Raw genomic sequence first — 13,272 nt, 5'->3', positions numbered from 1 at the left:
CGTCCGTCACGGCACCGCCACGTCGTGGAGGTGGTGGACGACGTCGTGCAGGTGGTAGCGACCCAGGGTCTCCACCGTGAACTCGTCACCGTTGGACCGCAGCCCCCGGCGACCGCGCGTGGCGTCGGTGACGGAGGCGTAGAGGTCCGCGACGACGCGGGCGGCCTCGACGAGCTCGGCCGCGACCGTCGCGGGGTCCTGGTTGCCGTAGTCGCGCTCGATCGCGGTGGCGTCCTGGTCCCAGTTGGCGAAGGTGGGTCCCTCCTCGGCGAGCATCAGCCGCAGGCGCTCGGCGAAGAGCACGTGCACGTCGCGGACGTGGCAGCCGTACTCCAGCGCGGACCAGACCTCGGGACGCGGGCGGTCGGCGACGTCGCCGCGGTCCAGCACCTCCGACCACGAGGACGCCGTCGCCCCGAGGAGGTCGGGCAGGTCCGACACGTCGTGCGCGGACGCCTCGAAGCCGCACTCCGGGCACGGCCGCTCCAGCACCCAGGTCCAGTCCTTCGTGTCGGGCGCGATGCTCATGGCCGTCATCCAACCAGTCCCGGCTGCGGTGACAATGGGTGGAATGGACATCCGTCGCGCACTTCCCGCCGACCTGCCGGCCGTCGCCGAGATCTACGGTCGCGAGGCCCGCGAGGGGCACGCCACCTTCGACCTCGAGCCCCGCCCGATGGAGGTGTGGGAGGCGAGGTTGCGCGGGCAGGAGGACCACTTCCTCGTCGCCGACGACGGCGGACAGGTCACCGGCTATGCCACGTCGTCGCCGTTCCGGCCGAAGCCGGCGTACGCCCACACCCGCGAGACGACCGTCTACGTCGCTGCGGGACAGCAGGGGCGGGGCACCGGCCGCGCCCTGTACGACGACCTGCTGGCGCGTCTCGCCGGCGACGGGATCCACCTCGCCGTCGCGGCGGTCGCCCTGCCCAACCCGGGCAGCCTCGCCCTGCACCGTTCCTGCGGCTTCGAGGAGGTCGGTGTGATGCGTGAGGTGGGCTTCAAGCACGGCCGGTGGGTCGACATCGCCTGGCTCCAGAAGCTACTGGGCTGACGCCGCTCGGTCGTGCGGTCAGCCGCCGAACGCCACGCTGGTGCAGGCCAGGCGGGCTCCCGCCGCCCCGGTGGCCGAGTTGGTCGGCAGCTCGTGGATCACGACCGACCCGGCACTGCCGGGTGTGAAGGCCCACGGCACGGTGGTGGTGGCGACGCCGCGACCGTTGGCGTCGGAGGTCACGTCGAGCCACACCTCACGCTGCGCCAGCGGCACGCTCGGGTCGGTGGAGTGCTGGTAGTGGCCCCAGGAGTGGCTCCGAACCGCGTGTCCGGTTCGCGCCGGTCTGGACCGGCGCAAGACTTCGCGGCACGGGCGAACCGATCATGGGCCTCGGTGCCACTAGGAGACGTGATGGGAGAGGTGCACGACGGCTGGAGCCCCGAGGAGGGTACGCCGCGTGGAGCGACGCGCAGCTGGTCGACGCCGTCGGGGCGTCCGACCGTGGCGCGCTGCACGAGCTGTTCGTGCGCCACGAGCCGTGGCTGGCGACCCGCCTGTCCCGGCGGTGCGCCGACCGCGCACTGGTCGACACGGCCGTGCAGGACACGTTCCTCGCAGTCTGGCGCAAGCCCCAGGGGTGGCGCGGCGAGGGTGACGTGGCGGCGTGGCTGTGGGGCATCGCCGTGCGGTCGCTGCTGCACCAGCTCCGGCCCCGCGCCAACGTCCTCGAGCGCCTGCGCAACCTGCGCAGCCACCCGGCGACGTCCGCGGAGGAGGAGGTGCTGGCGCGTGTCGAGCACAGCGACGTGGGTGTCGCCTTCGCGCGCCTCTCCCCCGACCTGCAGGCAGTCGTCCAGGCCACCGTCCTGGACGGGCTCACCACACGTGAGGCCGCCGCGCTGCTCGGCATCCCGAGCGGCACCGTCAAGAGCCGGATGAGCCGCGCTCGCACCGAGCTGAGGGAGGCCCTGCTGTGACGCAGACCTGGCACGCCGACGAGGAGGCGCTGCGCGCGTGGGCCGACGGCTCCACGGCGCCCGTCCCCGCCGCCTCGCTCGAGGCGCACCTGCTCCGCTGCGACGAGTGCCGGCGGCGGATGGCCACGCTCGCACCGTCCACGCCGGGCAGCGACGTCGTACGACGGTGGGACGCGCTCGCCGACCGGATCGACCGGCCGCGCTCCAACCCGCTCCTGCGGCTCGGCCTCGCCACGCCGGGGCTGCGCGCCGCCTGGCTCACCTCGATGCTGCTGCTGCTCTCCCTCCCCGTCGTCGTCTCCGTGCTCGACGTCCGCCTGCCCGTGTTCATGGCGCTGGCTCCCGTCGCCCCGCTCGGCGCGGTGGCGCTCGCCTACGGCCGCGGCGCCGAGCCGGCCGGCGAGCTCGCCCTCGCCGCCCCGACGGCCGGCCTGCGCGTCGTGGCGGCCCGGGCCGTCCTCGTGGCCCTGCCCGCCGTGCCCGTCGGCGTCGGCGCGGCCCTGCTGCTCGGGCTCCCGACCACGGTGGCCCTCGGCTGGCTGCTGCCCGGTGCCGCGCTCGCGTCGCTGGTGGCCCTCGCCGGCACGACCCGGCTCGATCCCGCGGTCGTCGCCGCGTCCCTGGGCTCGCTCTGGGCGGTGGCGGTCTCGTGGCCCGCCGCCTCGCGGCGGCTGCCCGCCGACGTCGTGAGCCAGGCCGTCGCCTCGGCCCCCGTCCAGCTCACCGCCCTGGTGGTCGCGCTCGCCGCGGTCGCCCTCACCGTCGCCCGTCGCGACACCGTCGCCTACCGGAGGACCGCATGAGCACCACCCGCACCGACGCCGCCACCCACGCGCCGACCGGCACGTTGCTGAGCGCGGCCGGCATCACCAAGGCGTTCGGCGCCCAGACCGCCGTCGACCACGTCGACCTGGGCCTCGGACGCGGCATCGTGGGCGTCCTCGGACCCAACGGCGCCGGCAAGACGACGCTGCTGCGCATCCTCGCGACCGTGCTCGCCCCCGACCGCGGCACGCTGTCGCTGCTCGGACTCGACCCGGCACACCCGAACGCCCGCACCGAGGTGCGGCGCCGGCTCGGCTACCTCCCGCAGTCGCCCCGGCTCTACGGCGGGTTCACCCCGCTCGAGATGGTCGACTACGTCGCCATCCTCAAGGAGCAGACCGACACCGGCCGGCGACGCCGGGAGGCGGTGGCGATGCTCGAGGCCGTCGGGCTCGGCGACGCGATGCACAAGCGGATCCGCACGCTGTCGGGCGGCATGCAGCAGCGCGTCGCCCTCGCGTCCGCGCTCGTCGGCACGCCGGAGCTCCTCGTCCTCGACGAGCCCGCCACCGGCCTCGACCCCGAGCAGCGCATCGCGCTCCGGTCCGTCCTCGCCGAGACCGCGCACCTCGGCTGCGTCGTGCTGTCGACCCACAACACCGCCGAGGTCGCGGCCCTGTGCCAGCAGGTCCTCGTCATGGACCGCGGCCGGATCTGCTGGTCCGGCACGCCCGCCGCGCTGGCCGCCGAGGCCGAGGGACGGGTTTGGGAGTCCGACGTCGAGGAGCCCACCGCGCTGCGGTCGTGGCTCACCGGCCCCGGCACGCGCCGCCACGTCGGCACCCTCCCGGACGGCGCCGCACCAGCGGTCCCGACGGTCGACGACGGCTACCTGCTCGTGACGAGGCTGGCCCGATGAGCGCCGCGCTCGCCCAGGCCGCCGTGCCCACCGCTCGAGCCATCCGCTGGGCACCCGCCGCCTGCCTCGCCGGCGTGCTCGTGGCCGCCACCCTGCTCGCCCGGTCGTCGGGCCGGCCAGCGGACGTCGTCCTCGCGATCGCAGCAGCCGGTCTCGCTGCGACCGTCGTGTCGGGCCTGCACGACCCTGCCGCCGCGATGCTCGCTGCGGTGCCGGTGTCGGCCATGCAGCGTCGACTGCTGCGGCTCACCCTGCTCGGGGTCCCGAGCCTCGCGGTGTGGTTCCTGCTCGACTCGCTGACGCCCGCAGAGAGATCCGGGCCGGGTCCCCTGCTCGCCGTGACCGCGTGCGGTGTGGCCGTCGCGCTCTGGGCACCGCCCCGGCGTGGCGTGCTGCTGGGGGCGTCCACCCCGGTCGTCCTCTTCGCCCTCCACCAGTCCCTGCCGGACGGACCCCTCTCGGACGTCGTCGGCTGGTGGCTGACGGATCCGTGGTGGGTGCTCCTCGGCGCCACCCTGGTCTGCATCGCGGGGCGGCGGCGATGAGCGCGACAACGGTCAGGCCCCGGGCCACCGCATCCGCGCCACGACCAGCGACGGCGACCCGCGCGCTGGTCGTCGTCGAGGCGCGCCGCATGCTGCGCAACCCCGTGCCCTGGGTCTGCCTGGCCCTCACCATCTGGGCGATGTGGACCGTCAGGCCGGAGCCGGGCGAGTGGCCGGGATCGTCCTACGAGGGCATCACGCCCGCCGTCGCGCCCCTGCTCTTCGGCATCTCGGTCGCCGTCGCCGTACCTTTCCACCGCGCGCGCCACGACGTCGCCCCGGCCGCACCCGTCCCGGAGGCCCGCCGGACGCTCGCCCGGCTGCTCGCGTCGCTGCCGTTCGTCGTGGTGGCAGCGGCGTACGCCGTCCTGGTGGCGTGGCGCGAGCGGGACCTCGGCGGCCTGTGGCTCGGGATGGAGCCCGGTCGCACGACCGAGGCGTTCCACACCACCGCGGAGCTGGCGCAGCCGGTCGCCCTCGCACTCGTCGCGGTCGCGCTCGGCGCCGCTCTCGGCCGGCGCGCGTCACGGCTGGTGGCCCTGGTCCCTGCCCTCTTCGTGCTGTGGTTCGTGGTGAGCGTCTACTGGCTCTTCGGCATGCCGTCCGTGTCGCCGTTCTCCATCATCCAGGTCCAGCCGCTCAACATCACGGTGGGCCCGGCGTCGGCCGACCCGTTGTCCTTCCCGTCCGACTGGCTCCTCGTCGGTCATCCGCACACGGGCGAGGGCTGGCAGCGGCAGTGGGTGTCCTCAGCGCTCGCGTGGTGGCACGACCTGTGGCTGCTCGGGATCGCAGTGCTGCTGCTCGCGGTGGCGTGGCCCCGTGGCGGTCGCCGGGCCCTGCTCGCCGTCGGCGTGGTCCTCGCGGTCGCCGGCGTCGTCGGCCAGCAGGTGGTGATCCCGTGAGGCGTCGCACGCTCCTCGTGCCGCTCGTCGTCGCGGCCCTGGCCGCCTGCAGCCCCGCGGCCTCCGACGTCGACGGCGAGGTGTTCGCCCGCGGCCCGATGGCGCCGGCCGCCGACAAGCGTCCCGACGCGGTGCCCGTCGTGGTCGACACGGACCTCGCGCCCGACGACCTGGCCGCGCTCGCCCTGCTGCTGCGCCACCCCGGTGTGCGCGTCGTCGCCGTGACGGTGCCGCAGACCGGCGAGCTGGACTGCCGCGGCACCGACCTGCTGGGCGACTTCTTTAACGCGCTCGAGACGGAGCCGCCGCCCGTGGCGTGCGGGGCGACGCCCCGCGGCGAGGACGGGGTGATGTTCCCGCCCGAGTGGGGTGCCGGCGCCCTGATGAGCAGCGGCCTCCCGCGCGACGGCGCGGGCCACGACCTCACCCCCGTCCGCACGCCGGCGGCCGAGCTCATCGCCCGGCTCGCGCGGCGCCATCCCGGGCTGCAGGTCGTCGCCCTGGCACCCCTGACCGAGGTCGCGGCCGTGCTGCGCGAGGACCCGGCGGCCTACGCCACGCTGGGCGGCGTCACCACCATGGCCGGCACCGTCGACAGCGCGTCGCACGCCGACGGCGTGGGCGAGTGGAACGCAGGCGCCGACCCGGTGCCGTTCGCGGAGGTCCTGGCCGGCCCGGTCCCGGTGACGGTGGTGCCCGACGACCCGGTGCCGCCGGGCGCGCCCGACGGGCTGGCCGGTCCCGTCGTGGGCGGGCTCGGCCGCGTGCCCGGGTTCGAGTCGCCGAGGTACTGGGACCTCGCGACCGCCGGCACCTTCGTGGACGGCTCGGCTGCCACCACCGAGTCGGGCACGTGGACCGTCGACACGACCCGGGACCGCGGCCGACTCACGCGGACGGGCGACGGGACGGTGCGCGTCGTGACCGATCTCGACACGGCCGCTCTCGACGCCGTCTACCGCGACGTCTTCCGGTGACGACCCGGGCTCAGCCCAACCCGAGGCGCGCAGTCGACACCTCGCGCATCTCGACCTTGCGCACCTTCCCGGTCACGGTCATCGGGAACTCCTCGACGACCATCACGTAGCGCGGGAGCTTGTGATGGGCGAGCCTGCCGGTCGCGAAGGCTCGCACCGCCTCGGCGTCGAGCGGCTCGCTGCCCGGGCGCATCCGCAGCCAGGCGCAGAGCTCCTCGCCGTACTTCTCGTCGGGCACGCCGACCACCTGGACGTCCTCGATGTCGGGGTGGGTGTAGAGGAACTCCTCGATCTCGCGCGGGTAGATGTTCTCGCCACCTCGGATCACCATGTCCTTGATCCGCCCGGTGATCTGCACGAACCCGTCGTCGTCCATCACGCCGAGGTCACCGGTGTGCATCCAGCCGTCGGCGTCGATCGCCTCGGCGGTCTTCTCCGAGCCCTCTGGATCGTGCAGGGGCCAGTAGCCCAGCATCACCGAGTAACCGCGGGTGCAGAACTCGCCCGCCTCGCCGCGCGGCACCGTCTCGCCGCTCACCGGGTCGGCGATCCTCACCTCGAGGTGGGGGCAGACCCGGCCGACCGTGCCGACCTTGTGCTCGAACGAGTCGTCCGTGCGGGTCTGCATCGAGACCGGGGACGTCTCGGTCATGCCGTAGGCGATCGTCATCTCCTCGATGCCGGCGTCGATGAGCTTCTTCATCATCTCGGCCGGGCAGGGCGAGCCCGCCATGATCCCGGTGCGCACCGACGACAGGTCGTAGGACTCGAAGTCCGGAAGCGCCCACTCGGCGATGAACATGGTGGGGACGCCGTAGAGCGAGGTGCACCTCTCGTCCGCTGCGGCCTTCAACGTCAGCGCCGGGTCGAAGCCGGGCGCCGGGATCACCATCGCCGCCCCGTGCGAGGAGCACGCGAGGTTGCCCATGACCATGCCGAAGCAGTGGTAGAAGGGCACGGGGATGCAGACGCGGTCGACCTCGGTGTAGCGGCACACCTCGCCGACGAGGTAGCCGTTGTTGAGGATGTTGCGGTGGCTCAGCGTGGCGCCCTTGGGGAATCCGGTGGTGCCGGAGGTGTACTGGATGTTGATGGGGTCGTCCGGCACGAGGCTCGCGGCCCGCTCGGCCAGGTCGTCGGCGGAGACGCCCTCGCCGTCGGCCAGCAGGCCGCCCCAGCTCTCCTCGTCGTCGAGGTAGACCACGCGCTCCAGCGCACGGTTCTCCGCGGCGGTCTCGTCCACCATCGCGCGGTAGTCGCTCGTCCGGAACGACGTCGCGGCGACCAGCAACCGCATGCCCGACTGGTTGGCGACGTAGGAGAACTCGTGCGTGCGGTAGGCCGGGTTGACGTTGACCAGGATCGCGCCGACCTTCGCTGTGGCGAGCTGAACCAGCGTCCACTCGGCGCTGTTGGGGCCCCAGATCCCGACGCGGTCGCCCGTGCGGATGCCGGCGCCGACCAGCCCACGCGCCACGGCGTCGACGTCGGCCTGCAGCTCCGCCCAGGTCCACCGCCTGCCGCTCGCGCACTCCACGAGCGCCTCGCGGTCGGCGTACGACGCGACGGTGCGCGCCAGGTTGTCCCCGATGGTCTCCTCCAGCAGTGCCGGAGTGGTCTCGCCCCTGGCGTAGGAATCCATGTCGGCAACCTAGGACGGCCTCGGTCGCGTTGGCCAGAGGTTGGTCGGGCGCCTCAGGTCAGCAGCAGCTTGTCGAGGCGGCGGCGTACGACGAGCAGCCCGACGACGCCCATCACGGCGAGGTAGACCACCGAGACCGCCGACTCCCACGTGATCACGCCGGTGGTGAGCTCGCGGCACAGCACGACGCCGCGGTAGAGCGGGGTGGCCTCGACCACCCACCGCAGCACTCCGTCGCCGAACGCCTCGACCGGGAAGAAGGTGGCCGAGAAGAGGAACAGCGGCATCTGGGCGAGCGTGATCTTGTCGAAGTCCTGCCAGCTCGTCATCCACGTCGTCACGGCCATGCACACGGCGGAGAAGGCGAACGCGATGAGGATCGCCGCCGGCAGCGCCAGCACGGCCCACCACGAGTGGGTCAGGCCCATCAGCGCCATCACGACGAGGAACGCCGCGGAGTAGACCGAGCCGCGCATCAGGCCCCAGGTGATCTCCCCGCGCGCGATGTCGCCGGTCGAGAGGGGCGTGGCCAGCATCTGGTCGTAGAGCTTCTCGTACTTCATCTTGAAGAAGACGTTGTAGGTCGAGTCGAGCAGCGCGCCGTTGAAGGCGGACGTCGCGAGCATCGCGGGCGCGACGAACTCGGCGTAGGGGATCGCCTCGCCGTGGAACTCGAAGGTGTCGATCAGCTGGCCGACGCCGATGCCGATCGAGAAGAGGTAGAAGACCGGCTCGAGGAAGCCGGTGATGAAGAGCTTCCACGCGTCCTTGTAGACGACGTAGTTGCGCAGCACGAGCACCTTGGTGGCGGCGGCCGGCGTCAGCGGGGCCGGGATCCCGTCGAGGAGCGCCACGTCAGACCTCCAGCCGGCGGTCGAGGTTGCGCACGGCGAGGAACCAGCCGATCACGGTGAGGGTGACCAGCACGACGACGTTCAACGCGGCCAGCGCCCAGTCGACCCGGTCGACGCAGAACATCCGGGAGAGCGAGACGCCGTGCCAGAGCGGGGTCAGCCGGGCGATCCACTCCAGCACCGGCCCGAGGTTGCTGATCGGGAAGAACGCACCGGAGAAGAGCGTCAGCGGGATGACGCCGAGGCGGAAGAGCAGGCCGAACCCCTCCTCGGACTTCAGCCGCGCGCTGTAGGCGAACACCAGCGTGGTGAACGCGAAGCCGACGAGCACCTGCGAGAGCCACGCCAGGATCGGGCCCCACCACGTGGCGAAGACGCCGAACGGCGCGATCACCAGCATGAACACCGCACACGCCGTGGCCACCCGGAACATCACGAACGCGATGTAGGCGTTGACCAGGTCGCGCACGGCCAGCGGCGTCGCGAGCTGCGCGAAGAACGTCTTGTGCCACTTGATGGACCCCATGACGGGGTACGTCGACTCGCTGACCGCGATCGTCATCGCGTGCGAGGCGACCAGGCCGGGGACCACGAAGGCGAGGTAGGACGTCGCACCCTCCAGCTTGTCCGGGTCGCCCTCGATGAACCCGCCGAGCAGGACGCCCATCGCCACGACGTAGAGCAACGGGGTGAGGAAGCTGCTCACCACTCCCCCGCGCCACGTGCGCTTGAGGACCGTCAGCCAGTAGTCGTACTGACGGGCCATGCCCTCCCACGCCGACAGCGAGCCGGTGGGCCGCACCACCTGAGATCCCATCAGTCCGCCAGGCTCCGGCCGGTGAGGCGCAGGAAGACGTCCTCGAGGGTGGAGCGCCGCACGAGGGTGGCGATCGGGTGCAGGCCGCGGTCGAGGACGGCTGTGACGACGTCCTCCCCGTGGTCGCTGTAGACGAGGAGCCGGTCCGGCAGCACCTCGACGCGCTCGCCGAGGTCCTCGATCTTCTCCGCGAGCGCCTCGTGCTCGCCGACGCCGAAGCGGAGCTCGGCGACCTCACGGGTGGAGTGGGCGTCGATCAGCTGGCGCGGCGACCCCTCGGCCGCGATGAGGCCCTTGTCCATCACGACGAGACGGTCACACAGCTGCTCTGCCTCATCCATGTAGTGAGTCGTGATCACGAGCGTCACGCCCGCCTGCTTGAGCCGGAACAGCTGGTCCCACAGGACGTGGCGGGCCTGCGGGTCGAGGCCCGTCGTCGGCTCGTCGAGCAGCAGCAGGTCGGGGTTGTTGATCAGGCTGCGGGCGATCGTCAGGCGACGCTTCATGCCGCCGGACAGGTCCTCGACCTTGGCCTTGGCCTTCTCGGTGATCTGCGCGAACTCGAGCAGCTCCTGGGCCCGCTCACGGCAGGTGGCGCGGTCGATGCCGAAGTAGCGCCCGTAGATGTAGAGGTTGTCGAAGACGTTGAGCTCGTTGTCGAGCGTGTCCTCCTGGGGGCACACGCCCAGCCGGCCGCGGATCGCCGGGCCGTCGGTGGCGGGGTCCATGCCGAGGATCCGCAGCTCGCCGGAGCTCACCGGGCTCACGGACGCGATCATCCGCATGGTGCTCGACTTGCCCGCGCCGTTGGGACCGAGGAAGCCGAACGCCTCGCCCCGTCGCACCTCCACGTCGATGCCCTTGACGGCCTCGAAGTCGCCGAACGACTTGCGCAGTCCCCGTGCCGAGATCATGGCTTCTGTCACAGGCGTCGACCCTAGATCATCCGCCCGTGCTTCGCGTGAGGACGAAGGTCTGCACCGGGCCCGACCCGCTGCCGAGGTAGCCGTCCGCGCGCATCCGCTCGACCTGGTCCCGGATCGACCCGTTGGTCGAGGCATCGGCGGCGGCCGCTCCGTCGACGTAGTGGTCCAACGAGTGGTTGTCGGCCAGGTCGTGGGTGCCGCCGTCGAACAGGACGGTGGTGCGGTGCGGCTGGTCCGGGTTGTCCTCCCCGTCGAGGAGCGGCACGGCGTCGCCCCGGTTCTCGAGGTGGAGGGCGTACGTCCCGGACGGCAGCGCCTCGACCTGGGCGGTCGGCGACCCGGCGGTGACGACGTGCTGGACGGTGAAGTGGCGGGCGAACTCCGCGTCCGCTGCCAGCGACGCCGACACCATGCCACCCTGCGAGTGGCCGACGAGCATGACGTCCTTGCCCTCGAGGCCGGCGTCGAGCATCGCCTGCTGGACGCCGCGACCATAGGCGCTGTCCATCCCGCCGATGAGCTGGTAGTTGGTCTCCATGTCGCGGACCGGGCCACCCGGTCCGGGGACCGGCCCCATGTCGTCGGTGCCGGGGAGGTAGACGATGTAGCGCTCGTCCGGCTCCTGTCCCACGCGCTGCACTTGGATCGCTCCGTGCAGGCCGGCCCCGTCGCGACCGGCGTCGAGGTCGTTGGTCGCGGCCAACTGCTCGACCAGTCCTCGGATGCTGTCGGGCTGTGCCTCGCTCGCGCCACCCTCGACGCGGGGCAACGCGGTCACCGTGACGTCCGTGTCGTTGCCGAGCAGCAGGGCCATCAACCGGGCGGCGTCGTTGGTGGTGGCGCCGCGGACCGGCCCGTCGCCGGCGTCGAGGAAGGCAGCGCTGCCGGTGACCACGCCGCCGGTCAGGCCGTCGAGGAGACCGCCGCCGCTGTTGACGAGGTGCTGGGCCAGGTCGGGGTGGTCGTGCACGAGCCGGCCCAGGTCCTCGACGAGCCCGTCGCCGACGGCGTCCTGCTCCTGGGGAGTCAGGGTCGACCACCAGGCGTAGCCGATCCCTCCTGCCACGAGCAGCGCCGGGAGGGCGCGCGGAAGGGACTGGCCCACCAGCCGGCCCAGGGTGTTGTCGATCGTCTCGCCCAGGTGTCGTGCCAGGTCGTCGCTCGCCCGGAACGCGGCCACCACCGCGCGGACGCCCAGCGCGTCGGCCTCGATGCCGACCACCCGGACGGTCACCCCGTCTGCGCCGGTGGTGGCGTCGAGGACCTGCACCTCCGCCTCGGCGAAGGACAGCGGCGACAGGACGGACGACTCGAGGAGGTCTCCGTCGGCCATCACGCGTGCGCCCGTCGCGGCCATCTCGGCGAGGTCGCCGGCCTGCCGCTCGTAGCGCGCGGCCATCGCGAGCATCTGCTCGTAGCCGGCGCGGACGCCGTGGGAGCCGCCCGACACGGACTCGATCGGGGGCAGGACGTCGCCGCTCACGAGGTCACCGCCGCTGCTCGCACCGACAGGTCCCTGGGCAGGTCCGCCGGCTCCCTGCGCTCGATGCGCACCATGGCCCAGCCGTCGCGGGTGAACGGCGTCAACGACCGCCACCCGTCGTGCAACAGCACCCACTCCACGACGCCCGCGCCAGGGCGTCCACGCCCGCTGCGGCCCATGACGGCGGCGTGCAGCCGTCCGCGCGACGTGGTCTCGAGCCGCTCGTGCCACCGGCGTACGTCACGGTCGTCGGCGACACGGACGGCGTCGGGCGCGTCACCGGCGAGCGTCGTCCCCGCATGGTCGGACACCAGCTGGTCGAGGAGGTCGTCACGTCGGCGCGCGACGGCCTCCCCGGCCGCCAGCAGGAGCTCCCACGGCGTCTCGACGACGTCCGGGACCACCTCGACGGCGGACGCGGGACGCAGCGTCCGGGTGTCGACGTGGGCAGCGCGGGCGAGCTCGAGCCACCAGTCGTCGGCCGCGAGCCGGCTGAGCTCGTAGGTGTGGCCGTCCGTCGTGGACAGGCAGACCACCCGGCCAGCCGCGTTGCGGTGGCTGCTGCGCACCCGGACCGTGCCGCCGCGGAGCGCGACGACCATCTCGAGGTCGACCGCGAGCACCGGCGCGTGCCACACGGCGATCACGGCCCGCCCCTCCTCGGTCAGGACGCGGGAGTCGAGGAGGCCCGCCGAGGCCAGGGACTCGTCGGCATCGCCGTCAGCGGGGGCTCCTCCCACCGGCCGGGTCTCGGCTCCGAGCCGAGCTCCCAACCCGGCCACCGTCGTGATCCCGGCGCACAGCGCCGCGACGGGCGACGGGGCGCCGGTGAGCTCGCCGAGCCGGTCGAGCGCCGCGCGGGAGACGACGTCACGGCGAGGCGCGGCGTAGCGCCGCTGGAGCTCGGTGCCGTCCGGACCGACCACGACCGGCATCACCGACCGCCGCCCGGGAGCCGCACGTCGAGCCAGTCCCGGTGCCCGTCGGGTGGCGGCCGGAACGCCGCCAGCAGCTCGTCCGCCGGGTCGGGGGTGAGTGACCCGGCGAGGTCCACCACCCGGCCGGCGAGGTCCGCCAGGCGCGCCCGCGCGCCCTCGACGAGGCCGCGCACCCGCTGCGCGACCTCCCGGATGAGGTCCTTGAGCCGGTCGACCTCGTCGGCGTGGTGCCGCAGCGCCCGCGCGGCGTCGTCGTGACGGTCGGCGGTCCGCCGCAGCGCGACAGCGCGCTCCGCCATCCGCTCCCGCATCGCCTGCGCGGCGCGGCCCTCCCACAGCACCTGCTGCGACGCGCCCACCAGCCGGTCGGCGTCCAGCCGGATGTCGTCGCCCTGCTCGCTCATCCTCCGGGCGAGCCGCCGGATGGCCGCGGTGTCTCCGTACATGGGTGCGTCTCCTGCCGCCGTCGGCGCCTTGGTGCGCCTGGCGCTCAGGTGCCCGCGCGCCGTCGGCCGGAAACCGGGTCC

The 13,272-nt window shown here is 73.2% G+C and carries 16 protein-coding genes; 7 read left to right on the top strand and 9 right to left on the bottom strand.

The genetic code is table 11. The annotated features are described in order from the left end of the window. Positions 1-6: 6 nt before the first annotated feature. Positions 7-528, bottom strand: coding sequence for a DinB family protein (locus AC3A3L_RS15065; protein WP_487640856.1), 522 nt, complete (start codon positions 526-528; stop codon positions 7-9). Between the two features lie 43 nt (positions 529-571). On the opposite strand from AC3A3L_RS15065, the gene AC3A3L_RS15060 reads away from it, so the two are divergent. Next, positions 572-1,054 (top strand): N-acetyltransferase family protein, encoded by a 483-nt coding sequence (locus tag AC3A3L_RS15060; protein WP_487640855.1) that lies wholly within the window; start codon positions 572-574, stop codon positions 1,052-1,054. Between the two features lie 18 nt (positions 1,055-1,072). Here the strand turns inward: AC3A3L_RS15060 and AC3A3L_RS15055 are convergent, their stop codons facing one another. Beyond that, a complete protein-coding gene (locus AC3A3L_RS15055) occupies positions 1,073-1,270 on the bottom strand; it encodes a hypothetical protein (RefSeq protein WP_487640854.1) in 198 nt (65 codons plus the stop codon). Positions 1,271-1,380: 110 nt separating this feature from the next. On the opposite strand from AC3A3L_RS15055, the gene AC3A3L_RS15050 reads away from it, so the two are divergent. The 6 genes from AC3A3L_RS15050 to AC3A3L_RS15025 are packed head-to-tail and all read left to right on the top strand — an operon-like array spanning position 1,381 to position 6,085. Further along, entirely contained in the window at positions 1,381-1,974 is a 594-nt protein-coding gene (locus AC3A3L_RS15050; protein ID WP_487640853.1) for an RNA polymerase sigma factor, read from the top strand. Further along, a complete protein-coding gene (locus AC3A3L_RS15045) occupies positions 1,971-2,777 on the top strand; it encodes a zf-HC2 domain-containing protein (RefSeq protein ID WP_487640852.1) in 807 nt (268 codons plus the stop codon). The genes AC3A3L_RS15050 and AC3A3L_RS15045 overlap by 4 nt, the downstream gene beginning before the upstream one ends. Further along, positions 2,774-3,658 carry an ABC transporter ATP-binding protein gene (locus tag AC3A3L_RS15040; RefSeq protein ID WP_487640851.1) on the top strand — a complete coding sequence of 295 codons (885 nt, stop codon included), beginning with the start codon at positions 2,774-2,776 and terminating at the stop codon, positions 3,656-3,658. The genes AC3A3L_RS15045 and AC3A3L_RS15040 overlap by 4 nt, the downstream gene beginning before the upstream one ends. After that, positions 3,655-4,203, top strand: a complete 549-nt coding sequence (locus tag AC3A3L_RS15035; protein ID WP_487640850.1) for a hypothetical protein — start codon at positions 3,655-3,657, stop codon at positions 4,201-4,203. The genes AC3A3L_RS15040 and AC3A3L_RS15035 overlap by 4 nt, the downstream gene beginning before the upstream one ends. After that, positions 4,200-5,108 (top strand): hypothetical protein, encoded by a 909-nt coding sequence (locus AC3A3L_RS15030; protein ID WP_487640849.1) that lies wholly within the window; start codon positions 4,200-4,202, stop codon positions 5,106-5,108. The genes AC3A3L_RS15035 and AC3A3L_RS15030 overlap by 4 nt, the downstream gene beginning before the upstream one ends. Next, positions 5,105-6,085, top strand: coding sequence for a nucleoside hydrolase (locus AC3A3L_RS15025; RefSeq protein ID WP_487640848.1), 981 nt, complete (start codon positions 5,105-5,107; stop codon positions 6,083-6,085). Before AC3A3L_RS15030 ends, AC3A3L_RS15025 begins: the two co-directional genes overlap by 4 nt. Positions 6,086-6,095: 10 nt before the next feature. On the opposite strand, the gene AC3A3L_RS15020 is transcribed toward AC3A3L_RS15025, so the two are convergent. Genes AC3A3L_RS15020 through AC3A3L_RS14990 form a run of 7 tightly spaced genes read right to left on the bottom strand, consistent with a single transcriptional unit; the run spans position 6,096 to position 13,191 of the window. Beyond that, the gene (locus AC3A3L_RS15020) at positions 6,096-7,727 is read right to left on the bottom strand and encodes an AMP-binding protein (protein ID WP_487640847.1); all 1,632 of its coding nucleotides are present in this window, start codon (positions 7,725-7,727) and stop codon (positions 6,096-6,098) included. A gap of 53 nt (positions 7,728-7,780) precedes the next feature. After that, on the bottom strand, positions 7,781-8,581 hold the full coding sequence (locus tag AC3A3L_RS15015; protein ID WP_487640846.1) for an ABC transporter permease: 801 nt from the start codon (positions 8,579-8,581) through the stop codon (positions 7,781-7,783). A gap of 1 nt (position 8,582) precedes the next feature. After that, complete coding sequence (locus AC3A3L_RS15010) at positions 8,583-9,398, bottom strand: ABC transporter permease (protein WP_487640845.1); 816 nt, start codon at positions 9,396-9,398, stop codon at positions 8,583-8,585. Further along, entirely contained in the window at positions 9,398-10,324 is a 927-nt protein-coding gene (locus AC3A3L_RS15005) for an ABC transporter ATP-binding protein (protein ID WP_487640844.1), read from the bottom strand. Before AC3A3L_RS15005 ends, AC3A3L_RS15010 begins: the two co-directional genes overlap by 1 nt. A 16-nt stretch (positions 10,325-10,340) precedes the next feature. After that, complete coding sequence (locus AC3A3L_RS15000; RefSeq protein ID WP_487640843.1) at positions 10,341-11,807, bottom strand: PGAP1-like alpha/beta domain-containing protein; 1,467 nt, start codon at positions 11,805-11,807, stop codon at positions 10,341-10,343. Beyond that, complete coding sequence (locus tag AC3A3L_RS14995) at positions 11,804-12,742, bottom strand: hypothetical protein (protein ID WP_487640842.1); 939 nt, start codon at positions 12,740-12,742, stop codon at positions 11,804-11,806. Before AC3A3L_RS14995 ends, AC3A3L_RS15000 begins: the two co-directional genes overlap by 4 nt. After that, positions 12,742-13,191, bottom strand: a complete 450-nt coding sequence (locus AC3A3L_RS14990; RefSeq protein WP_487640841.1) for a WXG100 family type VII secretion target — start codon at positions 13,189-13,191, stop codon at positions 12,742-12,744. The genes AC3A3L_RS14995 and AC3A3L_RS14990 overlap by 1 nt, the downstream gene beginning before the upstream one ends. Positions 13,192-13,272 lie beyond the last annotated feature (81 nt).

The organism is Nocardioides sp. Soil_C_8 (genome assembly GCF_057656315.1).
Note: the sequence above shows the minus strand (reverse complement) of the source record. Positions and strands in the feature narration are given on the sequence as shown.

What these genes read in the sequence shown, in the direction of transcription:
- AC3A3L_RS15010 (WP_487640845.1), bottom strand. Translation starts at nt 9,398, where the DNA reads ATGGGATCTCAGGTGGTGCGGCCCACCGGCTCGCTGTCGGCGTGGGAG.
- AC3A3L_RS15065 (WP_487640856.1), bottom strand. Translation starts at nt 528, where the DNA reads ATGAGCATCGCGCCCGACACGAAGGACTGGACCTGGGTGCTGGAGCGG.
- AC3A3L_RS14995 (WP_487640842.1), bottom strand. Translation starts at nt 12,742, where the DNA reads ATGCCGGTCGTGGTCGGTCCGGACGGCACCGAGCTCCAGCGGCGCTAC.
- AC3A3L_RS15050 (WP_487640853.1), top strand. Translation starts at nt 1,381, where the DNA reads ATGGGCCTCGGTGCCACTAGGAGACGTGATGGGAGAGGTGCACGACGG.
- AC3A3L_RS15060 (WP_487640855.1), top strand. Translation starts at nt 572, where the DNA reads ATGGACATCCGTCGCGCACTTCCCGCCGACCTGCCGGCCGTCGCCGAG.
- AC3A3L_RS15030 (WP_487640849.1), top strand. Translation starts at nt 4,200, where the DNA reads ATGAGCGCGACAACGGTCAGGCCCCGGGCCACCGCATCCGCGCCACGA.
- AC3A3L_RS15020 (WP_487640847.1), bottom strand. Translation starts at nt 7,727, where the DNA reads ATGGATTCCTACGCCAGGGGCGAGACCACTCCGGCACTGCTGGAGGAG.
- AC3A3L_RS14990 (WP_487640841.1), bottom strand. Translation starts at nt 13,191, where the DNA reads ATGTACGGAGACACCGCGGCCATCCGGCGGCTCGCCCGGAGGATGAGC.
- AC3A3L_RS15035 (WP_487640850.1), top strand. Translation starts at nt 3,655, where the DNA reads ATGAGCGCCGCGCTCGCCCAGGCCGCCGTGCCCACCGCTCGAGCCATC.
- AC3A3L_RS15040 (WP_487640851.1), top strand. Translation starts at nt 2,774, where the DNA reads ATGAGCACCACCCGCACCGACGCCGCCACCCACGCGCCGACCGGCACG.